Origin of the sequence: Cohnella hongkongensis, assembly GCF_042654645.1 — a bacterium.
Classification (GTDB): Bacteria; Bacillota; Bacilli; order Paenibacillales; family Paenibacillaceae; genus Cohnella; species Cohnella hongkongensis.
This window is the reverse complement of the sequence record NZ_JBHSEP010000029.1, coordinates 1-26,525: the sequence shown is the minus strand read 5'-3', so window position 1 is coordinate 26,525 and position 26,525 is coordinate 1. Positions and strand designations below refer to the sequence as shown.

Genomic DNA, 26,525 nt, shown 5'->3' with positions numbered 1-26,525 from the left:
TTTGATGTAAACTAATAATCATTATATTTAGACACAGGTAACCGCGGGCCGAGAAAAGGAGAATTCAGAATCATGACGGTACATAGCAAGACGAATCACTGCAAGATCGTGGACTGCACCGTCCGCGACGGAGGGCTGGTCAACAACTGGGATTTCAGCGTGGAGTTCGTGCAGGATCTGTACGAGTCGTTAAATGCCGCCGGCGTGGAGTATATGGAGATCGGCTACAAAAATTCCCCCAAGCTGCTGAAGAGCGAAGGGAAGGAAGGGCCGTGGAGATTTCTGGACGACGATTTTCTACGCAAGGTGATCGGAGAGAAGAAACGTACGAAGCTGTCCGCGCTTGTCGACGTCGGTCGCGTGGACGAGAACGACGTGCTCGAGCGCAGCGAGTCGATGCTCGATCTGATTCGCGTCGCCTGCTACGCCCGAGACACCGCGAAGGCGATCGAGCTCGGCACGCTTTTCCATAAGCGCGGCTACGAGACGACGATCAACATTATGGCGCTGTCCGGCGTTATGGACAACGAGTTAAACGAGTCGCTGGCGATGATCAACGACAGCCCGATCGACGTCGTCTACATCGTCGATTCCTACGGCAGCCTGGATCCCGACGACATCCGCTACCTGGTGGAGAAGTTCAGCCGTTCGCTGAAGAACAAACGTCTGGGCGTTCATACGCACAACAATTTGCAGCTGGCGTTCGCCAACACGCTGACTGCAGCGCAGCTCGGCGTCGAGCTGCTCGACGCCTCCGTCTTCGGCATGGGCCGCGCCGCCGGCAATACGCCGACCGAGCTGCTGCTCGCCAAGCTTACCCGTCCGGAGTACAATCTTCGCCCGGTGCTCGGCATGATCGAGAAGCATATGATCAAGCTGCGCGAGAAGGAAGAATGGGGCTACCTGATCCCCGACATGATTACCGGCACGCTGGACGAGCACCCGAGATCCGCTATGGGCTGGAGAGCTTCGGACAAGCGCGACCTGTTCACGGAGTTTTACGACAAGATGACGACTCCGGAAGTGTACCAAGGCAAATAACTCGACAGCATTTTCAAATCCTCCGCATCGCGGGCCCCCAAGGCTCGAGATGCGGATTTTTTTGACAAAAATCGTTAAATGCGCTATTGTCTTGTCAAAAGATGGCAAGGATGGAGGGCGATTACGATGGGAACGACGGAGCACCGCCGCGATGCGGCGGAAGCGGACGAGTCCGCTCAGACGATTCGCCTCGCGAACGTCATTCGCAGACTGGGCACCCGCAGCCGGCTGCCTGCGCTTATGCCGGACGGCGGCGCATGGCACCCCGGTATCGACGAGGAGCTGGGGCGAGTGTCGCTGGAATGGCTGTCCGGAGGCCGGACGGACGCCGTACCGGAGGCCGCCGCGTATTTGGCCGCCTTGCATCTGTGGAACGACAGCTTAACGAGGGCGCACGATCTGGTCGAGCGGCTTGGGACGCCGACGGCGATGCTGCTGCACGGCATCATCCATCGGCGGGAGGGGGATTTCGACAACGCCAACTACTGGTTTCGCCGGACGGGCAGCCATCCCGCCTACCATGGGCTGCAGGCGCGGGCGGCGGCGTACCTCGGGCGGCATCCGATCGCGAACGGCCCGACGCGCGAAGCTGCAGGGAAGATCGCGACCCAGGGGAGCTGGAATCCTTATTTATTCGTAACGGCCGCGGCCATGCAAGCGTACCGCATCGGGGACGACGAGGCCCGCGAAAGACTGGAATACGTGCAGCAGCTGGAGCTTGAAGCGGTCATGCGTTTTCTGGAGGGCCATCTCGGCGCGCTGCGCGACGACTAAGCTCGCCCGGGAGCGTGCGGATTACCGTCTGCGCGGTCTGGAGGAGAGCAGATGAATCATGGCGGGCACGATCAGGCCCATGAACAGCGTCGCGTACAGCAGCAGGCCGATCAGGGCGCCGGCCCCGATCTGGACTAGCGTATCCAGACCGGAGAAAGCCAGCGCGCCGAACGTGCCCGCCATAATGGCCGAGGCCGACCGAATGATGCCTCCGGTCTTCGACAAGGCCGCGCTCATCGCCTCCGCAGAGCTCCCGCGTGCGGATTCCTCCTTGTACCTGGCCATCAGGAAGATGCTGTAGTCGACGCCCAGCGCCACGATGATGACGAAGACGAAGAAGGATACGTTCCACGACAGTCCGGCATAGCCGAGCCCCTTCACGAACAGAAATTCCAGAATCCCCATCGTCGCCAAGTAATTCAAGCCCAGAGAGATCAGAATGCACAGCGGCTGAAGCGCCGAGCGCAGCAGCAGCGCCAGCACGACGGCGATCCCGGCAAGCACGAGCAGTCCGGTGCGGGCGAAGTCCCGCCAGGAGATGTCGCGCAGCTCCCCGTATTTGGCCGACACTCCGGTGACGAACGCTTGCGGCTCCTCCAGCCAGGTCGCGTCCATGCTGGCGCGGACGAATCCGGAGAGCTCGGGAATCGCGTCCATCGCTTCGTCGGAGTAGGGATGCGGCGAGAGCAGCAGCTCGAACTTCGCCGTTCGTCCGTCCGGCGCGATATAGTAATCCAGCGCCAGCTCGGCCGATTCGCTATTCGCGAAGGCTCCCCCGATCGAAGCCGACTTCGTCAGCCGGTTCCAGCTTCCGAGCTGGGACGTCAGCAGCTGGCCGAGTCCGTCCTGCACCTGACGAACGGAGGACAGAATGCCGAGCATGCCCTGGCTGAGCGGAGCGGAATGAAGCGCGATCTGGCGGAGACCGGCCATCATCGTCTGCTGATCGCCGATCAGCGACTGGAGGACGGTCCCGACGTCGGGACCGCGCAGCTGGCCGGCGACCGTCAGCTCCCCCGGCTTCCGCCCGAGCGGACGAACGGCGCTGCGCACTTCGCTTACGTAGGGCAGCCGGGCCAGCTCCGCGCTGACCTGCTCCAGAGCAGCCAGGCCGGACGTCGTCCGCATCGACTGCTTGGCCGTGACCGCGATCGTGACCGGGAACACCTCTCCGGCGCTGAACGCTTTTTCCGCTTGGCGGAAACCGGCGACCGAATCCAGCTTCGGGTCGATCTCGGACAGGTCGTCGAACGTCCGCTGACCGTGGAACAGCAGAGCGATCGGCGCGAGGCAGACGACCGAGACGATCAGCACGAGCGCCGATCGTCTGGCGGAAAGCTCGGCCAGCTTGCTCCAGAGCCGGGACGGACGGCCGGCAGCAGCGCGGCGAGCAGGCCAGAACGCCGCCGGGCCGAAGATCAGCAGCAGAGCGGGTGCCAGCGACAAGGCGGCCGCGACGGTGATCAGCATGCCCAGCGCTACGCCGACGGCGGAGCGGTACAGGCCGAATTCGGACAGACCGATCAGCAGAAAGGCGGCGAATACGGTGCTGGCGGCGTAGACGATCGTAGGGGCCACGCCCCTCATCGCGCGCTCGAGCGCTTCGACGCGGCCGCCGTCCCCGGAAAGCAGCTCCTCCCGAAAGCGCTGAATCAGCAAAATGCAATAGTCCGTTCCTGCGCCGAATAACACCGCGATCAGGAACGATTCGGTGAAATGGGACACCGGAATGCCCCACTGAGCGAACGCTCCCAGCAGCCCCTCTGCAGCGACGAAGCTGATGCCGATCGTGATAAGCGGAACAATCGGCGTCACCGGGGAGCGGAACAGCAGCAGAAGTATGGCCAGGACGAGTCCGATCGTTAACCACTCGGTTCGCCGCAGTCCTTGCTCGGCCGAGCTTTGAAAGTCCTGGGACAGCGGAGCGCTGCCGGTCAAGGCGGCTTGCGCGCCGTCCGGTGCGGAGCCGAGCATGCGCTTCAGCTGGCCGAGCGTCTCCCGCGTACGGTCCTCGAAGTCGGCGCTCGGCAGGCTGATCAGCGCCAGCCGGGTCGTTCCGTCCGCGCTGATCAGCCGATCGGAGAGCTCGGGCCGGCTGAGGGAAGACACGACGCCGGCGACGCCGAGCTCGGTCTTGCGGCTGTCGAGCTCCAGGAGCATCCGATCCATCCAGTCGTTGTCGGACGGCCGCAGGCCTTCTTCCCTGGAGAAGACGAGGACGGCACTGGAGAGGGAGCGATGATCCGGATCGATCAGCTGCAGCAGGCGCGCAGCCTGCACGGAGTCGGCGTCGTCCGGAAGGAAGCGCTGCTCGGAATGTCTTAATATCGTCTGCAGATCCGGCAGCGCCAGCCAGGAAAGCAGCGCGCCCGCAAGCCAGGCCGCCAGCACGGCCCATCGGAGCTTGGCGATCGTTCGGACCCACTTTTCCAACGTCATCTTCCTCCTTCTTCGGCAGGTTGGGGCAGCGGCTGCAGCGGCCGCGTTCCGGCTTGCGCGGCCGCACGCGGCGGCACGAGAAAGGCTGATTCCCGTCGGCAGAGGACGAAGATCAGCCTTTTCGCTTCATGACACGACTGCAGCGGCCTAAGGCGCTCCGTAGCCGATCAGGGGCCCGTCCCCCCGTATGGCGGCTGCGAGGCGGCGCGGGTTCGGATGGAAGAAGCCGCTGCCGGACAGCTTCTTGCCGCCGACAGTCGTCGCGGTCATCTGAACTTCGATGGAGTCCGAATCGGCGAACCGTTGAAGCAGTTCCCCGTCGGCCATGCCGTCGATGTCGACGTACCAGAGGCGGGTGCCGTGATCGGACACGACCATCAGCCTGGCGCGCGAGAAGACGAGGTTCCATCTATGGGCGTGCTGAGAGACGGCCAGCTCCGCCAGGTCGTACGATTCCATAGCCAGTCAATCCTCCTTGCCAATAGGGTAATTGTACCGTGAGATCGGAAAGCGTTGCAAATAAAAGTTGGTCCCAGCTCTTGAGCGCCCCGCGAAGGCCGAAATTGTCGAAATCATGTCGAAAAAAGGCTCCGGCGGCAGGAAAAAAATGCGAGCGCGTGGAAAAATAAAAGGCAGGATGGAGTTAGAGCCATTGGCCATTCGTCGGAGGCGGTGTATGTCGATTAATCGCACGGAAATGAAAACGGTGTGTACGGTTGTTCTGGCGGTCGCGGCGTTCGCCGGCATTCAATGGAGCGACGGCTGGCTGCAAGCGTCCTTCGAATCGCTGGACCGGTATGCCGTTCATCTCATTCTGGAGTCTCTAGCCTTCGCGATCTGCTTTGCTCTGCTCATTCTCGGCTGGATGGTGTTCGTCCCCACCTTGTGCAGACATAGGCTGATGACCGCCGCGCTGTTCTCGGCCGTCGGTCTGCTGGGCCTGCTTCACGCCGTCAGCGCGCCGAGCATGCCCTTGTACGACGGCGCCGTCGGCGATATGCCCAGCATCGTGCTGGAATGGATCGCGGAGGGGATGGGAGCGCTTGGCCTGCTCGTCATCTTCTCGCTGCGCAATCCGATCGTCAAGCCGTTCACCCGGGCGGTGGCGATTATTCCTTTGACGGCGGCGCTGGCGGTCGCTTCGATCTTCGTATTCCGCGCGGAGAGCTGGAACGCTTCGACGATCGCGGCGGTCGAGCCGTATCAGCAGGCGCTGACGCTGCTCTGCTACGCGGCGGCGATCGGCGTTCTTCTCTACCGCCATCGGCTGGAGCGCCCCGAATCGGTGCTGACGATCGTCCAGGCGCTCCTCTGGCTGCTGCTCGCCAAGCTGGAGAAAACGCTGGGAGCCGGAATCGGCTCGCCGCAGGATCTGCTGGGCGAAGGCTTTAAGCTGATCGGCTACTATTTTCTGCTGAAGGGAATCTACTTCGTCCTGATCGAGGAACCCTACAAGCGGCAGAAAAAGACGGAAGCCCGCATCCAGTACATGGCGTTCCACGACGAGCTGACCTCGTTGCCCAACCGGAGACTGTTCTCCGAGCGGGTGAAGGCCGAAATGTCGAGGGCGCTTCACGGAGGCGGCCGATTCGCCCTGCTTTGGCTGGATATCGATCGGTTTAAGACGATTAACGATTCGATGGGTCATGCGTTCGGCGACCGGCTGCTCGTTGCGATCTCCAAGCGGCTGACGGAATATGCGGATAAGCCGGAGAACGTCTTCCGGCTCGGCGGAGACGAATTCACCGTGCTGCTGAGCGATATTCGCGAAGCGGGAGAAGCGGAGGACGCGGCGCAGCGCCTCGTCGATCTGTTCGATACGCCGATTCGCGTGGGGCCGTCCGCCTTCCACATTACAGGAAGCGTCGGGGTGGCGGTCTATCCGGAAGACGGGAGAACGCTTGATCTGCTGCTGCAGAATGCCGACACGGCGATGTACGGCGCGAAGGAAGCCCGCAACGGCTGGAGAAGGTACGAAACCCGGATGAATCTGAAGGCGAAGGAGAGGCTGCTGCTAGAGAACGATCTGCGCATCGCGCTGGAGCTTGGCCAGTTTCACCTCGCGTACCAGCCGCTCGTCGATCTCGAGCGCGAGCATCTCGTCGGGGTGGAGGCGCTGCTCAGATGGCGGCATCCGCAGAAGGGAGAGATACCTCCTTCGGAATTCATTCCGCTCTGCGAGGAGAACGGTTTTATCCTGCCGCTGGGAGAATGGGTGCTGCGCAGCGCCTGCGAGCAGATGAAGCGCTGGCACGACAGGGGACTGCCGCCGATCGCGCTTTCCGTCAATCTGTCCATCCGTCAATTTCGCCAGCACGATCTCTGCTCGCGCATCGAGAAGGTGCTGGCCGATACCGGACTCGCTCCGCAATGGCTGGAGCTTGAGATTACCGAGAGCATTATGGCCGACGTTGCCTATGCCACCGAGATGCTGAAGCAGCTCAAGTCGCTGGGGGTACGGATCAGCATCGACGATTTCGGAACCGGCTACAGCTCGCTCTACTACTTGAAGCGGTTCCCGATCGACAAGCTGAAGATCGACCGGGCGTTCGTGGGCGACGTGCTGACGGACCGCAATGACGCGGCGATCGTATCCGGCATCTCGGAGATGGCGCGCAATCTGGAGCTGACGGTGACGGCCGAAGGGGTGGAGAGCGAAGGGCAGGCCGCCTTCCTGAAGCGATTGAAATGCCAGGAGGCGCAGGGCTATTACTTCTCTAAGCCGGTGCCGCCCGAGCAGTTTCAGGCGCTGTACGAGCTGGATATGGAAAAAAGGCGGTCGGCGGGCTAATGCATGGAGCGCAGCAAGGAGGCAGCAAATGAAGACGGTCCGGGTGTTCGTGTACGGCTCGCTGCTTCCGGGCCAATGCCATCACGACGTCGTCAAGCCCTATCTGCATTCGGTCGCGCCCGGCGCGGTTCGCGGCCGGCTCGTCGATGCGGGGCCTTATCCGGCGCTGCTGCCGGACGGCTCGGACAGGATCGTGCGGGGCGCGTGGCTGGAGATCTCCCGGGAAGGGCTGACGGCGCTGGACGAGCTGGAGGATTTCCGCGGCATCGAGGAGCTTAACGATTACGAGCGGGTGTGGCTGACGGACGCGCATCGTCCGTCGCTGGCCGGCTGGGGGTATATCTGGCCGGAGGCGAGAGGCTTCCCCTTCGCGGAAGCGGAGGAGTGGCCGGACGTCCTGCGCCGCCGGAAGATCGAATAATATCGAGAGAGGCCTCCCTGGTCGCGCTGCGATGACCAAGGGAGAGCCTCTCTTCTATGTGACGGGGTTGATCGCCGGGGGCCCGATCCGGGCTCTGCTGAATCGCGGCCAAAACCTCCGCCCCCATTTTATGGCGAATAAGGGACAATCGCGGCGAACGATCCGTTCTCCGGGGCTTTGCCGGTTGAAGCGGCAGAACGGTTCGGGTACGATAGAGGTGCCTAACGGAACCGTTTTTCGTTGATGGCGACGCGACTTGACTGATTTATTGGAGGTTTCATAGATGTCTTTTTTACAGAGGATAACCAGAGGGAGATCGTCCCGAATCGCTTACGCGCCTATTCTGCTTGCGGCCGGACTTGTTCTGTTCGCCGTCCTCGGCATGGCCGGCCGGGCGCAAGCCCACGCCTCGCTGGAGAAGGCGAGTCCGCAGGCGGATTCGAAAATGGAGGTCGGCCCTGAGGCGGTCGAGCTCATCTTTAACGAGCGGCTGGACAGCGGCGGCGCGAAGCTGCTCGTGCTCGGCGAGTCTTCTCGCAACGTCGCGAAGGGCGAGGTCGAGCGGATCGAGGAAGGCAAAGGCATCCGGGTCGGCCTGCCGAGCCTCGGGGAAGGGCATTATACCGTATCTTATTCGGTCATCTCGGCGGACGGCCACCCGGTCTCCGGCGCTTACGTGTTTACGGTCGGCAATCCGGCTCCGCTCGACGCCAGCAAGCTGAATCCGCATCAGCAGGTCGGTCACGCTCACGATCACGGAGGATCGGGGCTGGGAGCGAACGCCTTCCTGCTCTATGCGGCGAGAATGATGTACTACGCCGGCCTGATGGCAGCCGCCGGGCTGGCGCTCTGGAGCTTGCTGCGCAGCATGTCCGCCGTCGTCCGGGACAGCCATTCCCGCGCGCTCGGCCTGGCGGGCAAATTCGCGATGATCGCCACGCTGGCTTACGTCTTCTTCAGCCTGCGCGATCTGGCTCAAGGAGAGCCGCTGGCGGAATGGGGACGGATTCTGACCGAGACGACGATCGGCAAACTCTACATCGCCGAGCTGCTGCTGGCGTTCGCCGCACCGCTGCTGCCTGCGCTAGGTGCCGTGCCGCGAGCGGCATGGGCGGCGATCGCTCTGTTCGTCGAAGCCTGGTCGGGACACGCTGCGGCGTTCGATCCGATCGCCTATACGGTAGGTCTGGACTACGCGCATCTTCTGGCGGCGGCGTTATGGAGCGGCGGATTGCTGCTGCTGCTGGCCGTCTGGCTGAAGGAACGGCCGGAGGCGGGCAGATTCGCGCTCGTCTTCTCCAAGTGGGCGCTGATCTCCTTCCTCGCGCTCTGGGTGACGGGAACGTTGTCGACGCTGAAATATTTGCCGTCTCTGGACTATTTGCAATATACCGCCTGGGGCAAATGGCTGATCGCCAAGGCGGGCTTGTCTTTGCTCGTAGCGGTCACGGCGTTCTTGATCCGGCTGCGGCTGAAGAAGGGAGATCTTCCCCGGGGAAGCCTGCTGAAGGCGGACGTCGGACTGCTGGCCGGCATCGTGCTGTGCGTCGGCGTTCTGACCTATCAGACGCCGCTGCCGGTCAATGAACCGCTCAATTATCACAAGATGGGCACGGATCTGCACGTGACGCTGCGGATCTCTCCCAATTCTCCGGGCGACAACCGGTTTACGGTCAAAATATGGCTGCCCGAATGGGTCGGCCAAGGCGAACCGAAGAACGTTCAGCTTCGTCTGCTTCCGCTCGGCCAGGAGGGAGTAGGTCCCATCGACGTTCCGCTCCAGCCTTACGAGGACGAAGAGCTGGACGCCTTCCCGGATTTCAAGAAATCGACGTATACGGCGAAGGGACCTTATCTGCCGTTCGCCGGGGAATGGAAAGCCCAGGTTCGCGTGACCGATTCGGAAGATACGGAGAGGGTCGTCGAAACGACTTATCGGATGTACTAGATGGGAAGCCGGCATCGCCGTCGGCTGATTAACGGGAAAGGCGCGTGCGTGCCGTTGGACAACCGGAGCAAGGACAGAAGGCTGAAATGGTTGATTCTGCTCATTCCGACGCTGACGATCGGCCTGTGGGAATATGTGCGGCACGCCTTCCTTCTGCCGTACATATCGATGGAACTGGGCAATCTGCTGGCGCCGTTTATCGTGCTTGCCGTAACGCTAACGCTTGTCCGCAGCCTGTTCGCGCGTATGGAGCAGTCCCAGACGGCGCTGCAGCGGGAGAAGGAGGCGAAGGCGGCGCTGGAGGAGCGAGAGAGTCTGGCTCGGGAGCTGCACGACGGCATCTCGCAGTCGATGTTTCTGCTGGCCGTCAAGCTGGATCAATTGGACGAGCTGAGCCGGGAAGGGCCGGTTCGGGAGCTGGCCGAAGGGCTTCGGGAGACGGTGCGGGTCATGCACGAGGACGTGCGCCAGGCGATCGCCAATCTTCGCCAGCCGCCTACGCCGGATTCCGCCGCCTGGGTCGTGCCGCTGCGGGAGATGCTCGGCGAGACGGCGGAACTGACCGGAGCCCGGGCGGAATTCGTCTGGACGATCCCGGACGACAGTCTGACCGACAAGGAGAAGGTCGAGCTGCATGCTTGCGTCCGGGAGGCGCTCGTCAACGTTCGCAAGCACGCGCAAGCTTCGCGCGTATACGTCGTCGGGGAGCCGGACGGCGCGGGCGGCTTCCGCTGCCGGGTCGAGGACGACGGCGTCGGATTCGAAGGCGATCCGCTTCAGGCGCAAGGCCGCTTCGGTCTCCGCATGGTCCGGGACCGGGCCCGTTCGATGGGCTGGTCGTTCCTGGCCGAGCGCCGCAGGGAGCGGACGGTAGTCGAGCTTAGGAAGAGCGGAAGGAAGGCGGATAAGGAATGAGCGGAATCGTTCGTATCATGCTGGCCGACGATCATCGGCACGCCAGAGAGGGCATGAGGACCATCGTGTCCGCGCTCGAGGAATTCGTCGTCGTCGGAGAAGCGGCCAGCGGGGAGGAAGCGCTGCGGATGGCCGGAGAGCTGGCGCCGGATATGATTCTGATGGACATCCATATGCCGGGGATGGGCGGCCTGGAGGCGGTTAAGGCGATCAAGGCGGCTTATCCGGCGGTGAAAATCATTATGGTGACGGTGTCGGACGACGCCTCGCATCTGTTCGAAGCGCTCAAGAAGGGCGCGCAGGGCTATTTGCTGAAAAACTTGAACCCCGCCGCCTGGAGGGATTATTTACGGGCGGTCGCCTTCGACGAGGCCCCGCTCAATCCCGATCTGGCCATGTCCATTCTCCGCGAGTTCGCCGAGCGCAAATCCGCCGCGCCCGCCGACGGACAGAGGGATCGCTCCTCGGACGACGGCGGATTGACGCCGAGGGAGCGGGACATTCTGCTGGAGGTCGCCCGAGGCCGAAAAAATCGCGAGATCGCCCTGTCGCTCGGGCTGTCCGAGCATACGGTCAAAAATCATCTGAAAAACATCCTGCAGAAGCTTCATTTGGATAACCGCGTCCAACTGACCCGTTATGCGTTCGAGCATGGCATCGTCGAACCCGAATAGGGAATCCGTCATTGCAGCAGACTCGCCGCGCGAATTCTGTCCATATGACTCTTTCGGGTCATGCGCCCGTCTTGGAAAAGAGCTATACTGGGAGTATCTCGAACTATTGGAATCAGAAAGGTTGGAAATTGGTGATGAAAAAAAGCGTAACACTGCTGCTCGCGTTCGTCTTGTCGTTCGGCTTCGCCGGCTTGGCCGGCGCCCACGTAACGGTTCAACCGAAGGAGGCGCCGTCGAACTCCTATCAGGTGTTCACCGTTCGCGTGCCGTCCGAGAAGGATGCCTCGACGACAGAGGTGAAGGTGGCCATTCCGGACGGCGTCACGATAAGCCGGTTCGAGCCGAAGCCGGACTGGACGTACGAGGTCGAGAGGGGCGCTGAGGACCGAATCGTCAGCGTCACCTGGAAGGCGGCGGGAAGCGGTCTGGGCGCGATCGAGTTCGGCGAGTTCCGCATGCAGGGCAAGATCGCGGAAGACGCGAAGGAGCTGGTCTGGAAAGCCTATCAGACCTACTCGGACGGGGAAGTCGTGGAATGGATCGGCGCTCCGGACGCCGACAAGCCGGCTTCGGTGACGACCGTCACGGCGGCGACGGGCGACGGGCATGACGACGGACACGGCGTTCCGAGCGAAGCGGCCTCGGGCAGCGATGCCAAGGATGACGGCGGCCGCGACACGCTGACGTTAACGCTGGCGATTGCCGGGCTTGCCGCAGGCGTGCTGGCGCTAATCGTTGCGATCGCCCGCAAGCCCAAACGGGGATAATAGGAATAAACGAGAACAGGGACCTTCGTTCGCCGAGGGTCCCTTGGCGTCTATTTCGGCGTCTTACCGGGACAGATCGCTGAGTCCCGGGCTATGTTCGTTCGGCATCTCCGGGAGCTGCGGCACCGGAAATCCCTTGGGAGGCGGAGTGACCGACAGCTGTCCGCTGCTGCGGCTCGGACTTTCCCCTTGGAAAATTTCCGCGATGCGCGTCTCGTCCAGCCGGAAATTAAATTGGGCGTTATGGTAGCCCAGGTCGACGTACTTCCGGCACTCCGGGTATTTGTGAATATCGTAATTCGGCACGGGGAAGATTTTCGCCCAGTTTACGCCAAGCGTCTCCAGCGCCTTGGCGAAGGCGTTCTGATGCGCGTTGTCACGCACAATCAGGAACCCGAGCGTCTCCCGGAACGTTTGGTTAGAGCTCATCTCATATATTCTCGTTTTTTGAAGCACGCCCGTCGACTCCAGAATGACGTTGTTCAGCATGTCGGCGACCAGGTTGCCGTGGCTGTAAACCCAGGAGCCGTTCCAGGGATTGCCGGCGGCGTCGACGGGAAGGCTGCTCTTGGCGCCCATAATATAGTGATGCGGATTGGCGTGCTTGATCGCTTCGTCGAGCGGAGCCGCGTCGGTTCCGGCGTTTCCCGGCGCCGAGAGACCCGAGTCGTTCAGCAGCTGATTAATGGTATTCTGCACCAGCTCGACGTGCGCGATCTCTTCGAGGAAGACGCCGCGCAGCAGATCGCGGAACGCTTTTCCCGGGCCGCGAAAATTTGAGCTTTGAAAAAAATACTGCATCATCGTCCGCATCTCGCCGAATTGTCCGCCCAGCGTCTCCTGCAAGACCTTGGCGGCCGCAGGGTCGGGCTTGTCCGGCTGAATGATGTTGATCAATTCTTCCTTGTAGTAGTACATGTCGGTTGAACTCCTTAAAGAGGCAGGGGATGGACCATCCGGCTGCCTCTGTAGTGGTTAAGCCATTTTCCTTGATGCCGGACGCGATCCGGCGCGGGATCGGCGCTGCGGCTATTCCGCCGGTGTCTCTATTGCATCGACCTGAAGTTCGAATTCGAACCGGAGGAGGAATAGGGGGCATACTGCTGCTGCGAGAAGGCTTGATTAACCGGCTGGGACGCATTCGACTGGGCGAAGGAAGCGTTGAACTGCGTCTGCGCCATTTGCTCGATCTGCCTGCACAGGTTGGATACCTGATTCAATTGCTGAATCGCGGTTTGGTGCCCCTGCAGCGCGGTTTGAATCGTTTGGGCGGCTCTTTGCTCCCTTTGGGCAATCTCTTCCAGACGCTGCGCGTTTTGCTGCTCCTGCTGAAGAAGCATCTGGTAATTTTGGCTGGCCTGCTGCGTTTGATGGATCAGCTGTTGAATGATCTGCTCGCATTGGTGCAGGGATTGGCTCCATTGCGGATTGGCATAGTTCAAGGCGAAACCCTCCTTTGGATTGGTGAACCGGATTTAGGTTTCCTTAAGCGCAATGAATTATTCAGGCGGGATATGGAATAAACGGAAAGCGGGGGGAACATAATACGAAAAAAAGCGGAGAAGGTGGCAAATTGAAATTTGTGCTGAAATGGTTGCTTAACGGGGTTATCGTCGTGACGTTGCTGATGTATTATGCGGACGTTTCTTTTTTTAGCGCGGCGGTTACGGCCACCGTCCTCACCTTAATCGCCTACTTCGTGGGCGACCAGATGATCTTGCGCGCGACGAATAATACGATTGCCACCCTCTCGGACGCCGTTCTCGCGTTCGTCGTGCTGTGGGGAATCGCCTATTTGATGAACTGGCCTCTTAGCGCAGGCGAAGCGCTCGTCATTACGGCGATTCTGGGCATAGCCGAATGGTTTTTGCATCGGCACCTGTTTCGTCCGAGCTTTGCCGTGCGCACGTAACTCGAAAGAAGGGGAGCTGCCGCGATGGAGACGGAATGGGGCTACGGAAGCGACTATCATCGATTGCCCGTCACTTCCGTGACCAGCGGTTCGGGGATAGAAATGCGGCCGGATCTGTTCGCGCTGACGGTACAGATCGTGAATGTCGTGTTCGTCGGACGGCCCGGACACGGAGATTGGCTGCTGGTCGACGCGGGAATGCCGGGAACGGCCGATACGATCGTATCGGCCGCAGAGGAACGCTTCGGATCGGGTCGCCCGCCGGGAGCGATTCTGCTTACGCACGGTCACTTCGATCATGTCGGCGCGATCATCGAATTGGCTCGTCATTGGAAGGTTCCCGTATACGCCCATCGAGAGGAGCTTCCTTATCTGACGGGAAGGCAGGCGTACCCGCCCCCGGATCCGACGGCCGACCGGGGATGGATAGCCAAGCTGTCGCCCTGGTTTCCGAATGAGCCGATCGATCTCGGCAGTCATGTGAAAAGCCTTCCGGCGGACGGATCGGTGCCTTTAATGCCGGACTGGAGATGGATTCACACTCCGGGACATACGGAGGGCCACGTTTCCTACTATCAGGAAAGCTCCCGCGCCCTGATCGCCGGCGACGCTTTCGTCACCGTCAAGCAGGAGTCCGTGTATAAAGTGCTGCTGCAGGAGCCGGAGATCAGCGGTCCGCCGAAATACTTCACATCGGACTGGAAGCTGGCCAAGCAATCGGTTCTGAAGCTGGAGGCGCTTAAGCCCGAGGCGGCCGTGACGGGCCATGGGCGGCCGATGGAAGGACAGGAGCTGTCCGAGAGCTTGCGCCGGCTGGCAGACGATTTCGATCGGATCGCCTTGCCGGACGAAGAGAAGCCCGTGTAGCTTCATCACGGGCTTCTTCGGCGTTCCAGCGGGGGGATAAGTGGCGACATTTGCGATAATCGGCTTGCTTGCGGCTTCTCGATCCCCTATAATAATCAGTACATGCACAAATGCGACGATGGAGAAAAGTAAGCAGCGCCTTCTTACAGGGAGGGGACGCCGAAGATTGCGAGCGTTCCTAAGAAACCAGGCTGCCGAAGTTCGCTCCGGAGCAGGTCTCTGAACGGTCGGATCGAACCGATAACAGTAGGAGATACCGGCTGCGGCCCGTTACGCCGCGCGAAGCGGGAATGTCCCAGGCGAGCCGTCAGGCGCCGCCGGCTCGGAAGCGGGCAGGACGTTCCAACAAGGGTGGTACCACGGTCTTTTCGTCCCTTACGGGAGAAGAGGCCTTTTTATTTTGTCGCCAAAAGGAGAATAGAGATGAAGGAACGATTGGAAGCTTTGCGGAGCGAAGCGCTGGATAAGCTGCAAGGCGTGGCGGACGCCGCTGCGCTGAACGACCTCCGCGTACATTACTTGGGCAAGAAGGGACAGCTCACTGAAATTTTGCGCGGCATGGGCTCGCTCAGCGCCGAAGAGCGCCCGGCGATCGGGCAGGTCGGCAACGAGGTGCGCGCGGCGATCGAAGCAGTCATCGCGGAGAAGCAGGCCAGCTTCGACCGCGCCGCCACCGAGCACCGGCTCCGGGCGGAGACGATCGACGTGACGCTGCCGGGTCATGCGGCTGCTGCGGGAGCCGTCCACCCGCTGAACAAGGTGGCGCAGGAAATTGAGGATATTTTCGTCGGCATGGGTTACACGATCGCGGAAGGACCGGAGGTCGAGACGGACTTCTTCAATTTCGAAGCGCTGAACTTGCCGAAAAACCACCCGGCCCGCGATATGCAGGACTCCTTCTACATTACGGACGAGATTTTGCTGCGTACGCATACGTCGCCCGTGCAGATCCGCACGATGAGAGCGATGAACGGCAAGACACCCGTCAAGGTCATCTGCCCGGGCAAGGTGTACCGCCGCGACGACGACGACGCGACGCACTCGTTCATGTTCCATCAGATCGAAGGACTCGTCATCGGGCCGAACCTCCGCATGAGCGACCTGAAGGGAACGCTGCTGCAGTTCGTGCGCGAGATGTACGGCTCGCAGATGGAGATTCGTCTGCGCCCTAGCTTCTTCCCGTTTACGGAGCCGAGCGCGGAAGTCGACGTGACGTGCGTCCAATGCGGCGGAAGCGGCTGCCGGATGTGCAAGCATACCGGCTGGATCGAAATTCTCGGCTGCGGCATGGTCCACCCGAAGGTGCTCGAATACGGCGGCTACGATCCGCAGGAAGTGACCGGCTTCGCGTTCGGCATGGGCGTGGAACGGATCGCGCTGCTGAAGTACGGCATCGACGACATCCGCCATTTTTACGCGAACGACACGAAGTTCTTGAGCCAGTTCGCCAAAATGTGACGAATCGCCCGCCGCAACGGCCAGGCCGAGAGGGCCCATCCATACACAATAAAAATGAGGGGAGTTTCCCATGAACGTATCTTATCGGTGGTTATCGGACTATATCGATTTGAGCGGCATTTCCGCCCGGGAGCTGGCGGAGATGATGACTCGGGGAGGCATCGAGATCGATACTGTGCCCTCCCGCAACGAGGGCGTCAGCGGCGTGGTGGTCGGCTACGTCAAGAAGAGAGAAAAGCATCCCGACGCGGATAAGCTGAGCGTCTGCACGGTCGACGCCGGGACGGGCGAAGACTTGCAGATCGTCTGCGGAGCGCCGAACGTCGGCGCGGACATGAAGGTGCCGGTGGCCCTCGTCGGCGCGAAGCTGCCGGGAGGCTTGAACATCAAGCGCGCGAAGCTGCGCGGCGTAGAGTCCCAGGGAATGATCTGCTCGGCGCGCGAGCTTGGCATCAACGACAAGCTGCTTCCGAAGGAGCAGCAGGAGGGCATTCTCGTGCTTCCGCCGGAGACGGACATCGGACGGGACATTCTCGACGTGCTTGCGCTGGACGATCACATCCTCGAGCTCGATCTGACGCCGAACCGTTCCGACTGTTTGAGCATGCTCGGCGTGGCGTACGAGGTGGCGGCGTTGACCGGGCGGCCGCTTCAGCTTCCCGATCCGTCGAAGGACATCTATGCGTCGGCGGAGGTCGTCTCGGATTACGTGCGAGTGACGATCAGCGCTCCCGAGCACTGCTCGCTGTATACCGCCCGTTACATTAAAGGCGTGAAAATCGCTCCGTCTCCGCAATGGATGCAGAATCGTCTGATCGCGGCCGGCGTTCGCCCCATCAACAACATCGTCGATATTACGAACTATGTGATGCTGGAATACGGCCAACCTCTGCACGCATTCGACGCGGGCCGAGTCGCCGGCGGCCGTATTGACGTTCGCCTGGCGCGAAACGGCGAAACGCTGGTTACGCTTGACGACCAGGAGCGCAAGCTGGAGCCGCGAATGCTCGTCATCGCCGATGCGGAGAAGGCGATCGGCTTGGCCGGCGTCATGGGCGGCGCCAACTCGGAGGTGTCCGAGGGCACGACGGACATCATACTGGAATCGGCGAAATTCGACGGCAGCACGATTCGGCGTACGTCGCGCCAGCTCGGCTTGCGCTCGGAAGCGTCTGCTCGATTCGAGAAGGAAGTCGATCCGGCTCGCGTTCGGGCGGCGCTGGACCGGGCGGCGGGGCTGATGGTCCGCTATGCGGAAGGCCATGTCGTCGAAGGGATTGCGGAGGCGGAGGTGTCGTCGCCTCAGCCTGTCGTCATCGACCTGTCGCTGTCCCGCGTGAACGGCATGCTCGGAACGGAGCTGTCCGCCCTGGAGATCAAGACGATCCTCTCCAGGCTGCAGTTCGAAGTGGAAGCAAGCGGAGACGACCTTTGGCGGGTCGCCGTCCCGTCCCGTCGCGGAGATATTGCGCGGGACGTCGATCTGATCGAAGAGATCGCTCGACTGCACGGCTACGATGCGATTCCGACGACGCTGATCGAAGGGCCGACGACGGCCGGCAGCCTGACGAAGCCGCAGGCGATTCGCCGCGAGCTGAGAAAAATTCTGACTGGAGCGGGCTTGCACGAGGCGATCAGCTATTCCGTGACGTCTCTTCCCAGAACGGAGCTGTTCGCCGAGCTGTCTGCAGGCGCCAGGCCAATCGCGCTGGCGATGCCGATGAGCGAAGAGCGCAGCGTTCTGCGCACGACGCTTCTTCCCAGCCTGCTCGAGGCCGCTGTCTATAACGTGAATCGGAAAAATCACGATATCGCGTTGTTCGAAATCGGCAACGTCTATCATACGGACGAAGAGAAGCTGACCAGGCTGCCGAACGAGAAGCCGAGAGCGGCTCTGCTGCTGTCCGGCAACCGCCGCGCAGCCTCCTGGAACCGGAGCGCGGAGTCTGTCGATTTCTACGACGCCAAGGGCATTCTGGAGAAAGCGTTCGACCGCCTCGGCTTGTCCGGCCTCGTCTCCTACGAGGCTGCCCGGCCGGAGGGCTTCCATCCGGGCCGTACCGCAGCGATCGTTATCCGCACGGAGCGCGGCAGCGAGACGATCGGTTACGTCGGCCAGCTGCATCCCGAGACGCAGCGGGAATTCGATCTGCCCGACACGTATGTGGCGGAGTTGGAGCTTCAGCCGGTTTACGAATATGCCGATGCGCGCATCGAATATCGCGTCCTTCCGCGGTATCCGGCGATCGAGCGCGATATCGCGGTCGTCGTCGATCGCGGCGTCGCCGGCGGAGCGTTGACGGAGACGATTGCCGCGTCCGCGGGCGAGCTGCTGGAATCGGTGAAGGTGTTCGACGTCTATACCGGAGAGCGGATCGGCAGCGACAAGAAGAGCGTGGCGTTGGCGCTCGTGTATCGCCATTCGGAACGGACGTTGACGGACGAGGAAGTCGGAGAGGCGCACGCCCGCGTGCTGGCGCAGCTGGAACAATCTTACGGGGCGGAACTTCGGAAATAGGCAGGAAACGATAAGGGAGGCAGCGAATACATCTAGACGCCGGTTGGCAGAGGATGGTTCGCTGCTTTTGTTACGTGATTGAGAAAGTATAAATCCGCTATCTAGATCCGAATCACCTCCGACATAAACGTTATGCCGCTGGTCCCAAGGACGGCGTAAGCCGTTATGCTTGATAAATCAATACGAATGCAATGGGAGGATCACGCCATGAGCAATCAAGATAAGACGCGGGTCACCGTTGACATATATGGAACGCAATATACGATAACGGGACATACCAGCACGGAATATATGAAAAGAGTCGCCGCTCTGGTGAACGATCAGATGAACAAGGTGAACGTCGGTTCGCCCAGGCTCGATCTGCCGAAGCTGGCCGTGCTCTCCGCTGTGAACATCGCCGACGAGCTTCTCCGCTTGCGCAGGGAGAACGAGCAGCTGTTGAAAACAGAGCACGAGCAGCAGCTTCGGATCGACGAACTGGACAAAACCGGGAAGGCGCTGGCCAGCGAGCTCGAGACGTTGAAGGAGCAGGCTTCGGCCGAGCTTCTGGCCGAGAGGACGCAGGCGGCTGCGGAGCTGGAAGCGGTACAGGCTCGTGCGGCCGAGGAGCTGGAAGCGGCACAGGCACGTGCAGCCGAAGAGCTGGAAGCGGCACAGGCACGTGCAGGCGAAGAGCTGGAGTCGGCACAAAGCCGGGCGGCTGCGGAGCTGCAATCATTCCGGGCGCAGGCGGCCGAAGAGCTGGAAGCGGTACGGGCACGTGCAGGCGAAGAGCTGGAGTCGGCACAAAGCCAGGCGGCTGCGGAGCTGCAATCGCTCCGGGCGCAGGCGGCCGAAGAGCTGGGGGCGGTCAAAGCCCAGGCGGCCGCGGAGCTGGAGGAAGTCCAGAACCGGGCAGCTCAACAATTGGAAGCGGTACGGGAGCAAGCCGCAGCCGAGCAGGAAGCGATCAAGGCTCGCTGCTCGTCCGAGCAGGAGATGCTGAGGGAGAGCTATGAGGCGGAGCTGGCCCGCGCGGAAGCGGCTCTCGAGACCGCCAAGAGAGAAGCCGAGGCGGAGCTTGAGGCCGCACGGACCCAAGCGGCCGAGAAGCTGGCGCAGTCGGAGGCGGAGGCGGAGCGGAAGTTGGCGGGCTTAAGGGCGGATTTCGCCGAGCAGTTGGAGCGGCAGAAGCAGCAGAAGCAGCAGGCGGTCTCCGAGCTGGAGGCCGCGCGGAAGCAGGCGGCGGAGGCGTTGGCGGCAGCCCGGCGTCAAGCGGATGCCGATCTGCGGAAGGCGAAGGAGCAAGCCGAAGCCGAACTGGAGGCCGCGAAGCGAGAAGCGGCGTCCGAACGGGAGCAAGCAAAGCAGGCGGCGGAGCTCGAGCTGGAGCAGGCGAAGCTGGAGAAGGCGAACGCGCTCGAGGCTGCCCAGGAGGAAGCGGAGCGCAGGCTGGCGGCCGAACGAGCCGAACTTGAGAAGGCGTTGGCCGCTGAAAGGGCTAGAGCGGCGGAAGAGTTGGCGAAAGCCGCATCCGAGGCGGAGCAGAGGCTGAAGGAGGAGCTCGCGCTTGAGCGGGCAAGACTTGAGGAACGGCTTGCCCAGGAAAAGCGGGAAGCGGAAGCTCGGCTGACTCAGGCGCATGCCGCGGAACTGCAAGAGCTGGAGACGCTCTATTCGGAGGAGCTTGAAGCCGCGAAGAGCAAGCTGGAGACGCTGTCTTCCGAGCAAGCGCAATGGTTAGCCAAAGAGAAGCAGTGGCAGCAAGAGCGCCAGCGGTTGGAGAGCGATGTCGAGCGATGGGCGGCCGATGCGGAGGACCAGAGAAAAACCGTGCTCGAGCAGCAGGAGATGCTGCAGGAAGTCGAGGTTCAGACAGCCGAGCGGCTGCGCTCTCAACAGGAGGCGCTGGAGGAAGCTCGACAGGAGAAGGAGGAGCTGGCCCGGGAGCTGTCCGGTCGAGAGGAATGGGAGCAGAGCTGGAGAGAAAAGATCCGGCAGCTGCAGGATCGTCTTTCCGCCTCCGAGCATGGGCGTCAGACTGCCGACGAACGGATTCGGGAGCTCGAGAAGGAGCGGGAAGAGCTGGATCGTTCTCGTCGCGAGCTGGGCGAGGCTGTCGAGCGCGCGGAGCAGGAGCTGGAGGCGGCGAGGGCAGAAGCGGCCGCTGCTCCTTCCAGCGAAGCGGATCCCGCCGTCTTGGAGCAGCTTCGAGAGCAGGCCGCGTCAGGAGAGAAGCTGCGTGCGGAATTCGAGCAGCTTCGCGCCGAACATGCCAAGCTGTCCGACGAATACAGAAAGCTTCAGGACGAATATAACGAATGGATCGATATGCTGGAGCAGGAATAAACGGCTTGCGACACCCGCAAAAAGGGCGCTTCATCCGGATATGCCCGGAGGAAGCGCCCTGAACCCGTTCTATAGGCTCTAACTAACGACGATCTTCGTGATCATATTCGCATGGCCTTGTCCGCAAATAATGTTGCAGCGGACTTCGTAAGTGCCTGCAGGCAGCGTGACGACTTTGGACTTGTTGCCTCTGATCGTAATATCCTGTCCGACAATCTCGATGCCGTGCGCTCCGCTCAGGTTTTCAAGCGTCAGCTTCACGGGAGTGTCCTTCGGCAAACTGTATTCCTCTTGATCGAAATCCCAGTTGCTCGCTTTGATCACGACTTCCTGGGAGTAGGCTTCTTCGCTTGCCGGTGAACCGCTTGAGGATTTTGTATCGTTTCCTCCGCATGCCGACAACGCCAGCGTTAATGCCGCGAGGGTCAATAAGTAGCCGATTTTTCTTTGCATGGCAATATCCTCCGTACCCGTAATAGGGATAGGCGGTTGATCTCTTTCTATATTCCGCCCCCCGGATATTGTACCATAATCGCCGCCGTCCCTTATCCTTAATCTATGGCGGAGTCATGACATCTTTGCAGCGGAGTCTCCGTCCTTAAACGCGAGCAAGGCCTCTTCGCAGAGAGCAAAGAGGCCTTGAAGCGCTCGTTTTGTCAGCTCTTTTGTCTTCCGGCCTCATATGGGGACGCGATCGGAATAAACAAATCGATAATCCCGATAATCAGAGCCGCAAGCAGTGCGCCGATAACGGTCACCTCGACGTTTCCGACGACGAACTGGGCCAACCAGATGACAAGAGCGCTGCTTAGGAATCCGACAATCCCCCGACCGAACGGGGTCACTTTTTTGCCGAAGATTCCTTCAATAATCCACCCCAGCACGGCGATGACGACCGCCAGCATTAGAGCGCTCCAGAATCCGCCCACGGAAAACTGAGGGACGAGCCAGCCGACGATCATCAACACGATGGCTGCGACGACAAAGCGAACGATCGTACCGATTACATTCATGTTTTCGACCTCCTCTGGATGTAGTTTGTCCCGAGTTGCGATCCCTATGCTTTCGCATGGATGAACGATTCGGCTATAATAAAAGGCGAAGGAGATGACCTTGCCGTGAACGAGAAGGCTTTACATACATTGGAGTATGACAAAATCATTTTCCGGCTGACGGGACTGGCTTCCACTACGCTGGGCAAGGAAGAGGCGGAAAGGCTGACGCCAAGCCGGGAGCTGGAGATCGTCAACCGCCGCTTGGCCGCGACGGACGAAGCGGTCAGAACGGTAACTCTGAAGGGAGCCCCATCCTTCGGAGGGATTACCGATATTCGTTCCTCTCTTCAGCGCGCCAAGCTACAGGGGATGCTGCAGCCTCCCGAACTGATGGAGATCGCGCAGTTCATCATGGGCTCGCGCCGCTTGAGCCGTTATATTGCCGTTGCAGGAGAGGAGACGGCGCTTCCGCTGCTGTCCGATCTGTGCGAGCCGCTGACCGATTTTAAGCCTCTGGAGGACGAGATTCGCAGATGCGTCGACGAGCAGGGGGAAGTGCTCGACTCGGCAAGCCCTGAGCTGGCCGCCGTGCGCAGGGAGATTCGAACCAACGAAGGCAGAGCCAGGGAGAAGCTGGAGAGCCTGATCCGTTCCGGAACGGTTCAGAAGATGCTTCAGGAAACGTTAATTACGATGCGCAACGACCGTTACGTCATTCCGGTGAAGCAGGAGTACCGGGCTCATTTCGGAGGCATCGTGCACGATCAATCGGGCAGCGGCGCAACGCTCTTCATCGAGCCGGAGGCGGTCGTGCAGATGAATAACAAGCTGCGGGAGCTGAAGATCAGGGAGCAGAACGAGATCGAACGCATCCTGCGCAAGCTGACGGCCGAAGTCGGAGAGCGCGCCGATTTGCTGGCCGGAGACGCGGAGATATTGGGGCTGATCGATTTTATTTTCGCCAAGGCGTCCCTGGCGCACGCGCTTTCGGCCACGCTGCCGGCGATGAACGATGAAGGCAGGCTTCATCTCCGCAGGGCGAGGCACCCTCTTCTGGACATGAAGACTGCCGTGCCGATCGATATCGAACTGGGGGAGAGCTACTCGTCGATCATCGTCACCGGTCCGAACACCGGCGGCAAAACCGTCTCGCTCAAAACGATCGGCCTGCTCAGCCTGATGGCGATGTCCGGCTTGTTCGTGCCGGCGGAGGATGGCAGTCAGCTATGCGTGTTCGACGGCATCTTCGCGGACATCGGGGACGAGCAGAGCATCGAACAGAGTCTGAGTACGTTCTCCAGCCATATGACCAACCTGATTTCGATGCTGGGACAGGTGACGAACCGCAGCCTCGTTCTGCTTGACGAGCTTGGCGCCGGTACGGATCCGGCGGAGGGCTCCGCGCTGGCCATTGCGATTTTGGAGCATCTGCAGAAGCTGGGCTGCCGGCTGATCGCCACGACGCATTATAGCGAGCTGAAGGCATACGCATATAATCGGGACGGCATCATTAACGCGAGTATGGAATTCGACGTAGCTACGCTGCGGCCGACTTACCGGCTGCTCGTCGGCGTTCCGGGCCGGAGCAACGCGTTCGCGATCGCCGAGCGGCTCGGACTTCCGAAAAGCATCATCGATCATGCGCGAGGCGAGGTCAGCGAGGACGAGTTGAAAGTCGATTCGATGATTGCTTCTCTGGAGCGGGATCGCCTGCAAGCCGAGTCGGAAAGGCAAACCGCCGAAATGTTGCGACTGGAGACCGAGAAGCTGCGTATAGAAATACAGGAAGAGCGTTTCAAGCTGCAGGAGCAAAGAGCGAAGCTGATGGAAGCGGCCCGGGAGGAAGCGCGCCAGCAAGTGGCCAAAGCCAAGCGCGAAGCCGAGGAGATTATATCCGATCTTCGCCGGCTCGCCTTGGAAGAAGGCGCGTCGGTCAAGGAGCATAAGCTGATCGAAGCCAAAAGGCGGTTGGAGGAGGCCGTTCCGGACCCGGTTGCCAAGCCTGTCCGCCAGAAGGGAGCGAAGCCGGCGAGGATCGAACCGGGGGACGAAGTCAAGGTTCACAGCTTGAACGGACAGAAAGGGCACGTCGTCGAGCTTAGCGGCAGCGGAGAGGCGGTCGTTCAGCTTGGCATTCTGAAGATGAAGGTTGCTCTGGCCGATCTGGAGCCGGTTCGCGCGCCGGCAGCCGGCAAGCCTCAGGCGCAAGCGACGACTGTCAAACGCTCTCGCGACGAAAGCGTCCGAACGGAGCTTGACTTGCGGGGAATGGCGCTGGACGAGGCGCTTATAGAAGTGGACCGTTTCCTGGACGAAGCTTTCCTCGGCAACCTGGGGCAGGTCTACATCATTCACGGCAAAGGCACCGGCGCCTTGCGCAGTGGAGTGCAGGAATTTCTGCGGCGTCATAAGCACGTCAAAAACTACCGGTTAGGCCAATTCGGGGAAGGCGGCGCGGGCGTATCCGTAGCCGAGCTTCATTAACGGGAGGTCTTTCGAATGCAGGAAGTTGTCGATTCCATTATGTCTCAGCCGTTTCTTGCGGTTTTGGCTTATTTTTCCGTAGGAATTTTGTCCTTGATCGTGTTTCTCTCTTGCTTCGAGTTGGTGACGAGGTACGATGGATGGAAGGAGATCGGCAGAGGCAACTTGGCGGCAGCCATGGCGACCGGGGGTAAAATTTTCGGAATATGCAACATCTTTCGTTTTTCGATTGAAGCGAACGATACGATTTATCAGAGCATTTTGTGGTCGGCCGTCGGTTTTTTGCTGCTGCTTGTGGCGTATTTCCTGTTCGAATTTTTTACCCCGGTTTTCAGGGTCGACGAGGAAATCAGCAAGGATAATCGGGCGGTAGGGCTGTTATCTCTCGTGTTGTCTGTCTCTCTATCCTACATTATCGGCGCAGCCGTCATCTAACCCGGAGGGAACAAGAGCTATGAAGTATTTGTGGGGGACTTTGCTGGCCTTGGCGATTTTGTTTATCGCGGTTGGCGTATTCTATTTGATGAAGGAGGCCTGAGGCCTACATGTCGGTCCTGATCTGCCCGTGGTGTCAAAGCGAGATCGTCCAGGAAGAAGGCGAAGAGCCCGAGAAAATATGCCCGGTATGCGAGAACGAGCTCGACGGCTACCGCACTCTGCAGCTCCACATCGGAGACGAGGAGGAAGAGGACGAAGAGGACGAAGAGCGTTCGATCTCCATCGACGACGATGAAGATTTAAGCTGGATGGATGATGAGGATTTGGAATCCAGCGAAGAGCTGCAGCAATTCGAACAAACGTTGGAGGAGCTGTACGATGAGCAGGAGCACGTACCCGAATGTCCGCTTTGCCGCGAATATATGGTAGAAGTCGGAGAACAGTCGATCGCCGCTTCCGGGTTTACGCCTCGTGAGCCAGCTCTTCTAGGAGAGGCTTTGCTGGAGGCGCCCTTCAAGTTGATCACCTATGCGTGCCCGTCCTGCTTTACGGTGCACTCTTTCCTTGGCGAAGCTGAACGCCAACAGCTGGTACGCCGACTAAGTCAGAAGCGATAGGAGAACTTAGGATGACCCGCATTGTCAATTCCGTCATCGAGCTGATCGGCAATACCCCTGCTGTAGAGCTGCAGCGTCTGGTCGGGCCGGAAGACGCTCAAGTATTCGTCAAACTGGAGAAAATGAACCCAAGCGGCAGCGTTAAAGATCGTGCCGCTTCCGGCCTGCTGAAGGACGCCGAAGCTCGGGGTCTGATCGGCCCGGGAAGTCTGATCGTGGAGCCGACGAGCGGCAACACGGGAATCGGGCTGGCCATGTACGCCGCTGCCCGAGGTTATCGGCTTATTCTGGTGATGCCCGACAATATGACGGCAGAGCGCATCTCGCTTCTTCGCGCTTACGGCGCGGAAGTCGTGCTGACGCCGGCAGCCGAGAGAATGCCCGGAGCAATCGAGAAGGCGCGTGAGTTAATTCAGCAGAACCCCGGCAGCTATATGCCGAACCAATTCGAAAACGCCGCCAATCCAGACGTCCATCGTACAACGACTGCTTTGGAGATTCTAGAGCAGACGGAGGGGCGATTGGACGCCTTCGTCGCAACTTCGGGCACGGGAGGAACGATCACCGGAACGGGAGAAGTTCTAAAGGAGAAGCTTCCCGGCCTTCATGTTGCGGTTGTAGAGCCGGCAGGATCTCCCGTCCTGTCCGGCGGCCAACCCGGTCCGCATAAGCTCGTTGGGACAAGCCCCGGATTCGTTCCGCAAATTCTGAATACGTCCGTGTATGACGAGATCATCCAAGTGAAGGACGACGACGCTCTAGAGACGACCAGACGCCTGGCTCGCCTTGAGGGCCTGCTCGTGGGCCCCTCGTCCGGCGCTTCCGTATGGGCTGCGCTGCAAGTCGCTCGGCGACTGGGTCCGGGCAAACGCGTACTCTGCATCGCTCCGGATACGGGCGAGCGCTACATGAGCATGGATCTGTTTTAATCTTTTTTAGTTTATGTTTATCGTTCACGATATGAGGACGCTCGCGGAGACGCGGGCGTTTTTCCGATGGTCTCGTCTTTTCCTCTCCCGGAGCATGCCGTACTCGTTCAGGGTGTAGATCGTGGTGCAAGCGCCAAGAATAAGGCTGCTGAGCGCCTGAACGGGAGCGTGGGCGTTGTTGCATCGGAAGCGGTATTCGTAATAGTAAT

24 protein-coding genes and 1 other annotated feature are annotated in these 26,525 nt (G+C 60.6%); of the genes, 17 read left to right on the top strand and 7 right to left on the bottom strand.

Going from position 1 to position 26,525, the window contains the following annotated elements:
* Positions 1 to 72: 72 nt before the first annotated feature.
* Together ACFO3S_RS25795 and ACFO3S_RS25790 are read left to right on the top strand one after the other, a co-directional pair.
* Positions 73 to 1,041: an aldolase catalytic domain-containing protein gene (locus tag ACFO3S_RS25795; protein ID WP_378102049.1), complete on the top strand. Its 969-nt coding sequence runs from the start codon at positions 73 to 75 to the stop codon at positions 1,039 to 1,041.
* Between the two features lie 126 nt (positions 1,042 to 1,167).
* Positions 1,168 to 1,815, top strand: coding sequence for a hypothetical protein (locus tag ACFO3S_RS25790; RefSeq protein ID WP_378102047.1), 648 nt, complete (start codon positions 1,168 to 1,170; stop codon positions 1,813 to 1,815).
* A 21-nt stretch (positions 1,816 to 1,836) separates the two neighbouring features.
* Here the strand turns inward: ACFO3S_RS25790 and ACFO3S_RS25785 are convergent, their stop codons facing one another.
* The gene (locus ACFO3S_RS25785) at positions 1,837 to 4,248 is read right to left on the bottom strand and encodes an MMPL family transporter (RefSeq protein WP_378102044.1); all 2,412 of its coding nucleotides are present in this window, start codon (positions 4,246 to 4,248) and stop codon (positions 1,837 to 1,839) included.
* A gap of 153 nt (positions 4,249 to 4,401) precedes the next feature.
* Entirely contained in the window at positions 4,402 to 4,713 is a 312-nt protein-coding gene (locus ACFO3S_RS25780) for a hypothetical protein (protein WP_378102041.1), read from the bottom strand.
* A 217-nt stretch (positions 4,714 to 4,930) separates the two neighbouring features.
* On the opposite strand from ACFO3S_RS25780, the gene ACFO3S_RS25775 reads away from it, so the two are divergent.
* The 6 genes from ACFO3S_RS25775 (at position 4,931) to ACFO3S_RS25750 (ending at position 11,770) form a co-directional block, all read left to right on the top strand.
* Positions 4,931 to 7,045 (top strand): putative bifunctional diguanylate cyclase/phosphodiesterase, encoded by a 2,115-nt coding sequence (locus ACFO3S_RS25775; protein ID WP_378102039.1) that lies wholly within the window; start codon positions 4,931 to 4,933, stop codon positions 7,043 to 7,045.
* Positions 7,046 to 7,073: 28 nt separating this feature from the next.
* On the top strand, positions 7,074 to 7,466 hold the full coding sequence (locus tag ACFO3S_RS25770; RefSeq protein WP_378102037.1) for a gamma-glutamylcyclotransferase family protein: 393 nt from the start codon (positions 7,074 to 7,076) through the stop codon (positions 7,464 to 7,466).
* Between the two features lie 283 nt (positions 7,467 to 7,749).
* Complete coding sequence (locus ACFO3S_RS25765) at positions 7,750 to 9,414, top strand: copper resistance CopC/CopD family protein (RefSeq protein WP_378102034.1); 1,665 nt, start codon at positions 7,750 to 7,752, stop codon at positions 9,412 to 9,414.
* Positions 9,415 to 10,329 (top strand): sensor histidine kinase, encoded by a 915-nt coding sequence (locus tag ACFO3S_RS25760; protein WP_378102031.1) that lies wholly within the window; start codon positions 9,415 to 9,417, stop codon positions 10,327 to 10,329.
* Positions 10,326 to 11,003: a response regulator gene (locus tag ACFO3S_RS25755; protein ID WP_378102028.1), complete on the top strand. Its 678-nt coding sequence runs from the start codon at positions 10,326 to 10,328 to the stop codon at positions 11,001 to 11,003. Before ACFO3S_RS25760 ends, ACFO3S_RS25755 begins: the two co-directional genes overlap by 4 nt.
* A gap of 134 nt (positions 11,004 to 11,137) precedes the next feature.
* A complete protein-coding gene (locus ACFO3S_RS25750; RefSeq protein WP_378102025.1) occupies positions 11,138 to 11,770 on the top strand; it encodes a YcnI family copper-binding membrane protein in 633 nt (210 codons plus the stop codon).
* Between the two features lie 63 nt (positions 11,771 to 11,833).
* On the opposite strand, the gene ACFO3S_RS25745 is transcribed toward ACFO3S_RS25750, so the two are convergent.
* A complete protein-coding gene (locus ACFO3S_RS25745) occupies positions 11,834 to 12,688 on the bottom strand; it encodes a manganese catalase family protein (RefSeq protein ID WP_378102022.1) in 855 nt (284 codons plus the stop codon).
* Positions 12,689 to 12,816: 128 nt separating this feature from the next.
* The gene (locus ACFO3S_RS25740; protein ID WP_378102020.1) at positions 12,817 to 13,212 is read right to left on the bottom strand and encodes a hypothetical protein; all 396 of its coding nucleotides are present in this window, start codon (positions 13,210 to 13,212) and stop codon (positions 12,817 to 12,819) included.
* A gap of 140 nt (positions 13,213 to 13,352) precedes the next feature.
* Here ACFO3S_RS25740 and ACFO3S_RS25735 point away from each other — a divergent pair, with 140 nt between their 5' ends.
* From ACFO3S_RS25735 to zapA, 5 genes are all read left to right on the top strand, one after another.
* Positions 13,353 to 13,682: a DUF2512 family protein gene (locus tag ACFO3S_RS25735; protein ID WP_378102173.1), complete on the top strand. Its 330-nt coding sequence runs from the start codon at positions 13,353 to 13,355 to the stop codon at positions 13,680 to 13,682.
* 24 nt (positions 13,683 to 13,706) lie between these two features.
* Positions 13,707 to 14,549, top strand: a complete 843-nt coding sequence (locus ACFO3S_RS25730) for an MBL fold metallo-hydrolase (RefSeq protein ID WP_378102017.1) — start codon at positions 13,707 to 13,709, stop codon at positions 14,547 to 14,549.
* Between the two features lie 106 nt (positions 14,550 to 14,655).
* Positions 14,656 to 14,928, top strand: a binding site (T-box leader).
* Between the two features lie 44 nt (positions 14,929 to 14,972).
* Positions 14,973 to 16,007 carry a phenylalanine--tRNA ligase subunit alpha gene (gene pheS, locus ACFO3S_RS25725; protein ID WP_378102014.1) on the top strand — a complete coding sequence of 345 codons (1,035 nt, stop codon included), beginning with the start codon at positions 14,973 to 14,975 and terminating at the stop codon, positions 16,005 to 16,007.
* 70 nt (positions 16,008 to 16,077) lie between these two features.
* Positions 16,078 to 18,525 carry a phenylalanine--tRNA ligase subunit beta gene (gene pheT, locus ACFO3S_RS25720; RefSeq protein WP_378102011.1) on the top strand — a complete coding sequence of 816 codons (2,448 nt, stop codon included), beginning with the start codon at positions 16,078 to 16,080 and terminating at the stop codon, positions 18,523 to 18,525.
* A gap of 207 nt (positions 18,526 to 18,732) precedes the next feature.
* Complete coding sequence (zapA, locus tag ACFO3S_RS25715) at positions 18,733 to 20,853, top strand: cell division protein ZapA (protein WP_378102008.1); 2,121 nt, start codon at positions 18,733 to 18,735, stop codon at positions 20,851 to 20,853.
* 78 nt (positions 20,854 to 20,931) lie between these two features.
* On the opposite strand, the gene ACFO3S_RS25710 is transcribed toward zapA, so the two are convergent.
* Positions 20,932 to 21,306, bottom strand: coding sequence for a cupredoxin domain-containing protein (locus tag ACFO3S_RS25710; RefSeq protein WP_378102005.1), 375 nt, complete (start codon positions 21,304 to 21,306; stop codon positions 20,932 to 20,934).
* Between the two features lie 203 nt (positions 21,307 to 21,509).
* Entirely contained in the window at positions 21,510 to 21,866 is a 357-nt protein-coding gene (locus tag ACFO3S_RS25705) for a phage holin family protein (RefSeq protein WP_378102003.1), read from the bottom strand.
* A 105-nt stretch (positions 21,867 to 21,971) separates the two neighbouring features.
* Between ACFO3S_RS25705 and ACFO3S_RS25700 the strand changes: the two genes are divergently transcribed.
* From ACFO3S_RS25700 to cysK, 4 genes are all read left to right on the top strand, one after another.
* Positions 21,972 to 24,332 (top strand): endonuclease MutS2, encoded by a 2,361-nt coding sequence (locus ACFO3S_RS25700; RefSeq protein WP_378102001.1) that lies wholly within the window; start codon positions 21,972 to 21,974, stop codon positions 24,330 to 24,332.
* Positions 24,333 to 24,347: 15 nt separating this feature from the next.
* A complete protein-coding gene (locus ACFO3S_RS25695) occupies positions 24,348 to 24,767 on the top strand; it encodes a DUF350 domain-containing protein (RefSeq protein WP_378101998.1) in 420 nt (139 codons plus the stop codon).
* A gap of 110 nt (positions 24,768 to 24,877) precedes the next feature.
* A complete protein-coding gene (locus tag ACFO3S_RS25690; RefSeq protein ID WP_378101995.1) occupies positions 24,878 to 25,387 on the top strand; it encodes a hypothetical protein in 510 nt (169 codons plus the stop codon).
* Between the two features lie 11 nt (positions 25,388 to 25,398).
* On the top strand, positions 25,399 to 26,316 hold the full coding sequence (gene cysK / locus ACFO3S_RS25685) for a cysteine synthase A (protein ID WP_378101994.1): 918 nt from the start codon (positions 25,399 to 25,401) through the stop codon (positions 26,314 to 26,316).
* A gap of 24 nt (positions 26,317 to 26,340) precedes the next feature.
* Here the strand turns inward: cysK and ACFO3S_RS25680 are convergent.
* A partial coding sequence (locus ACFO3S_RS25680; RefSeq protein ID WP_378101991.1) for a hypothetical protein occupies positions 26,341 to 26,525 on the bottom strand: 185 nt, incomplete at its 5' end.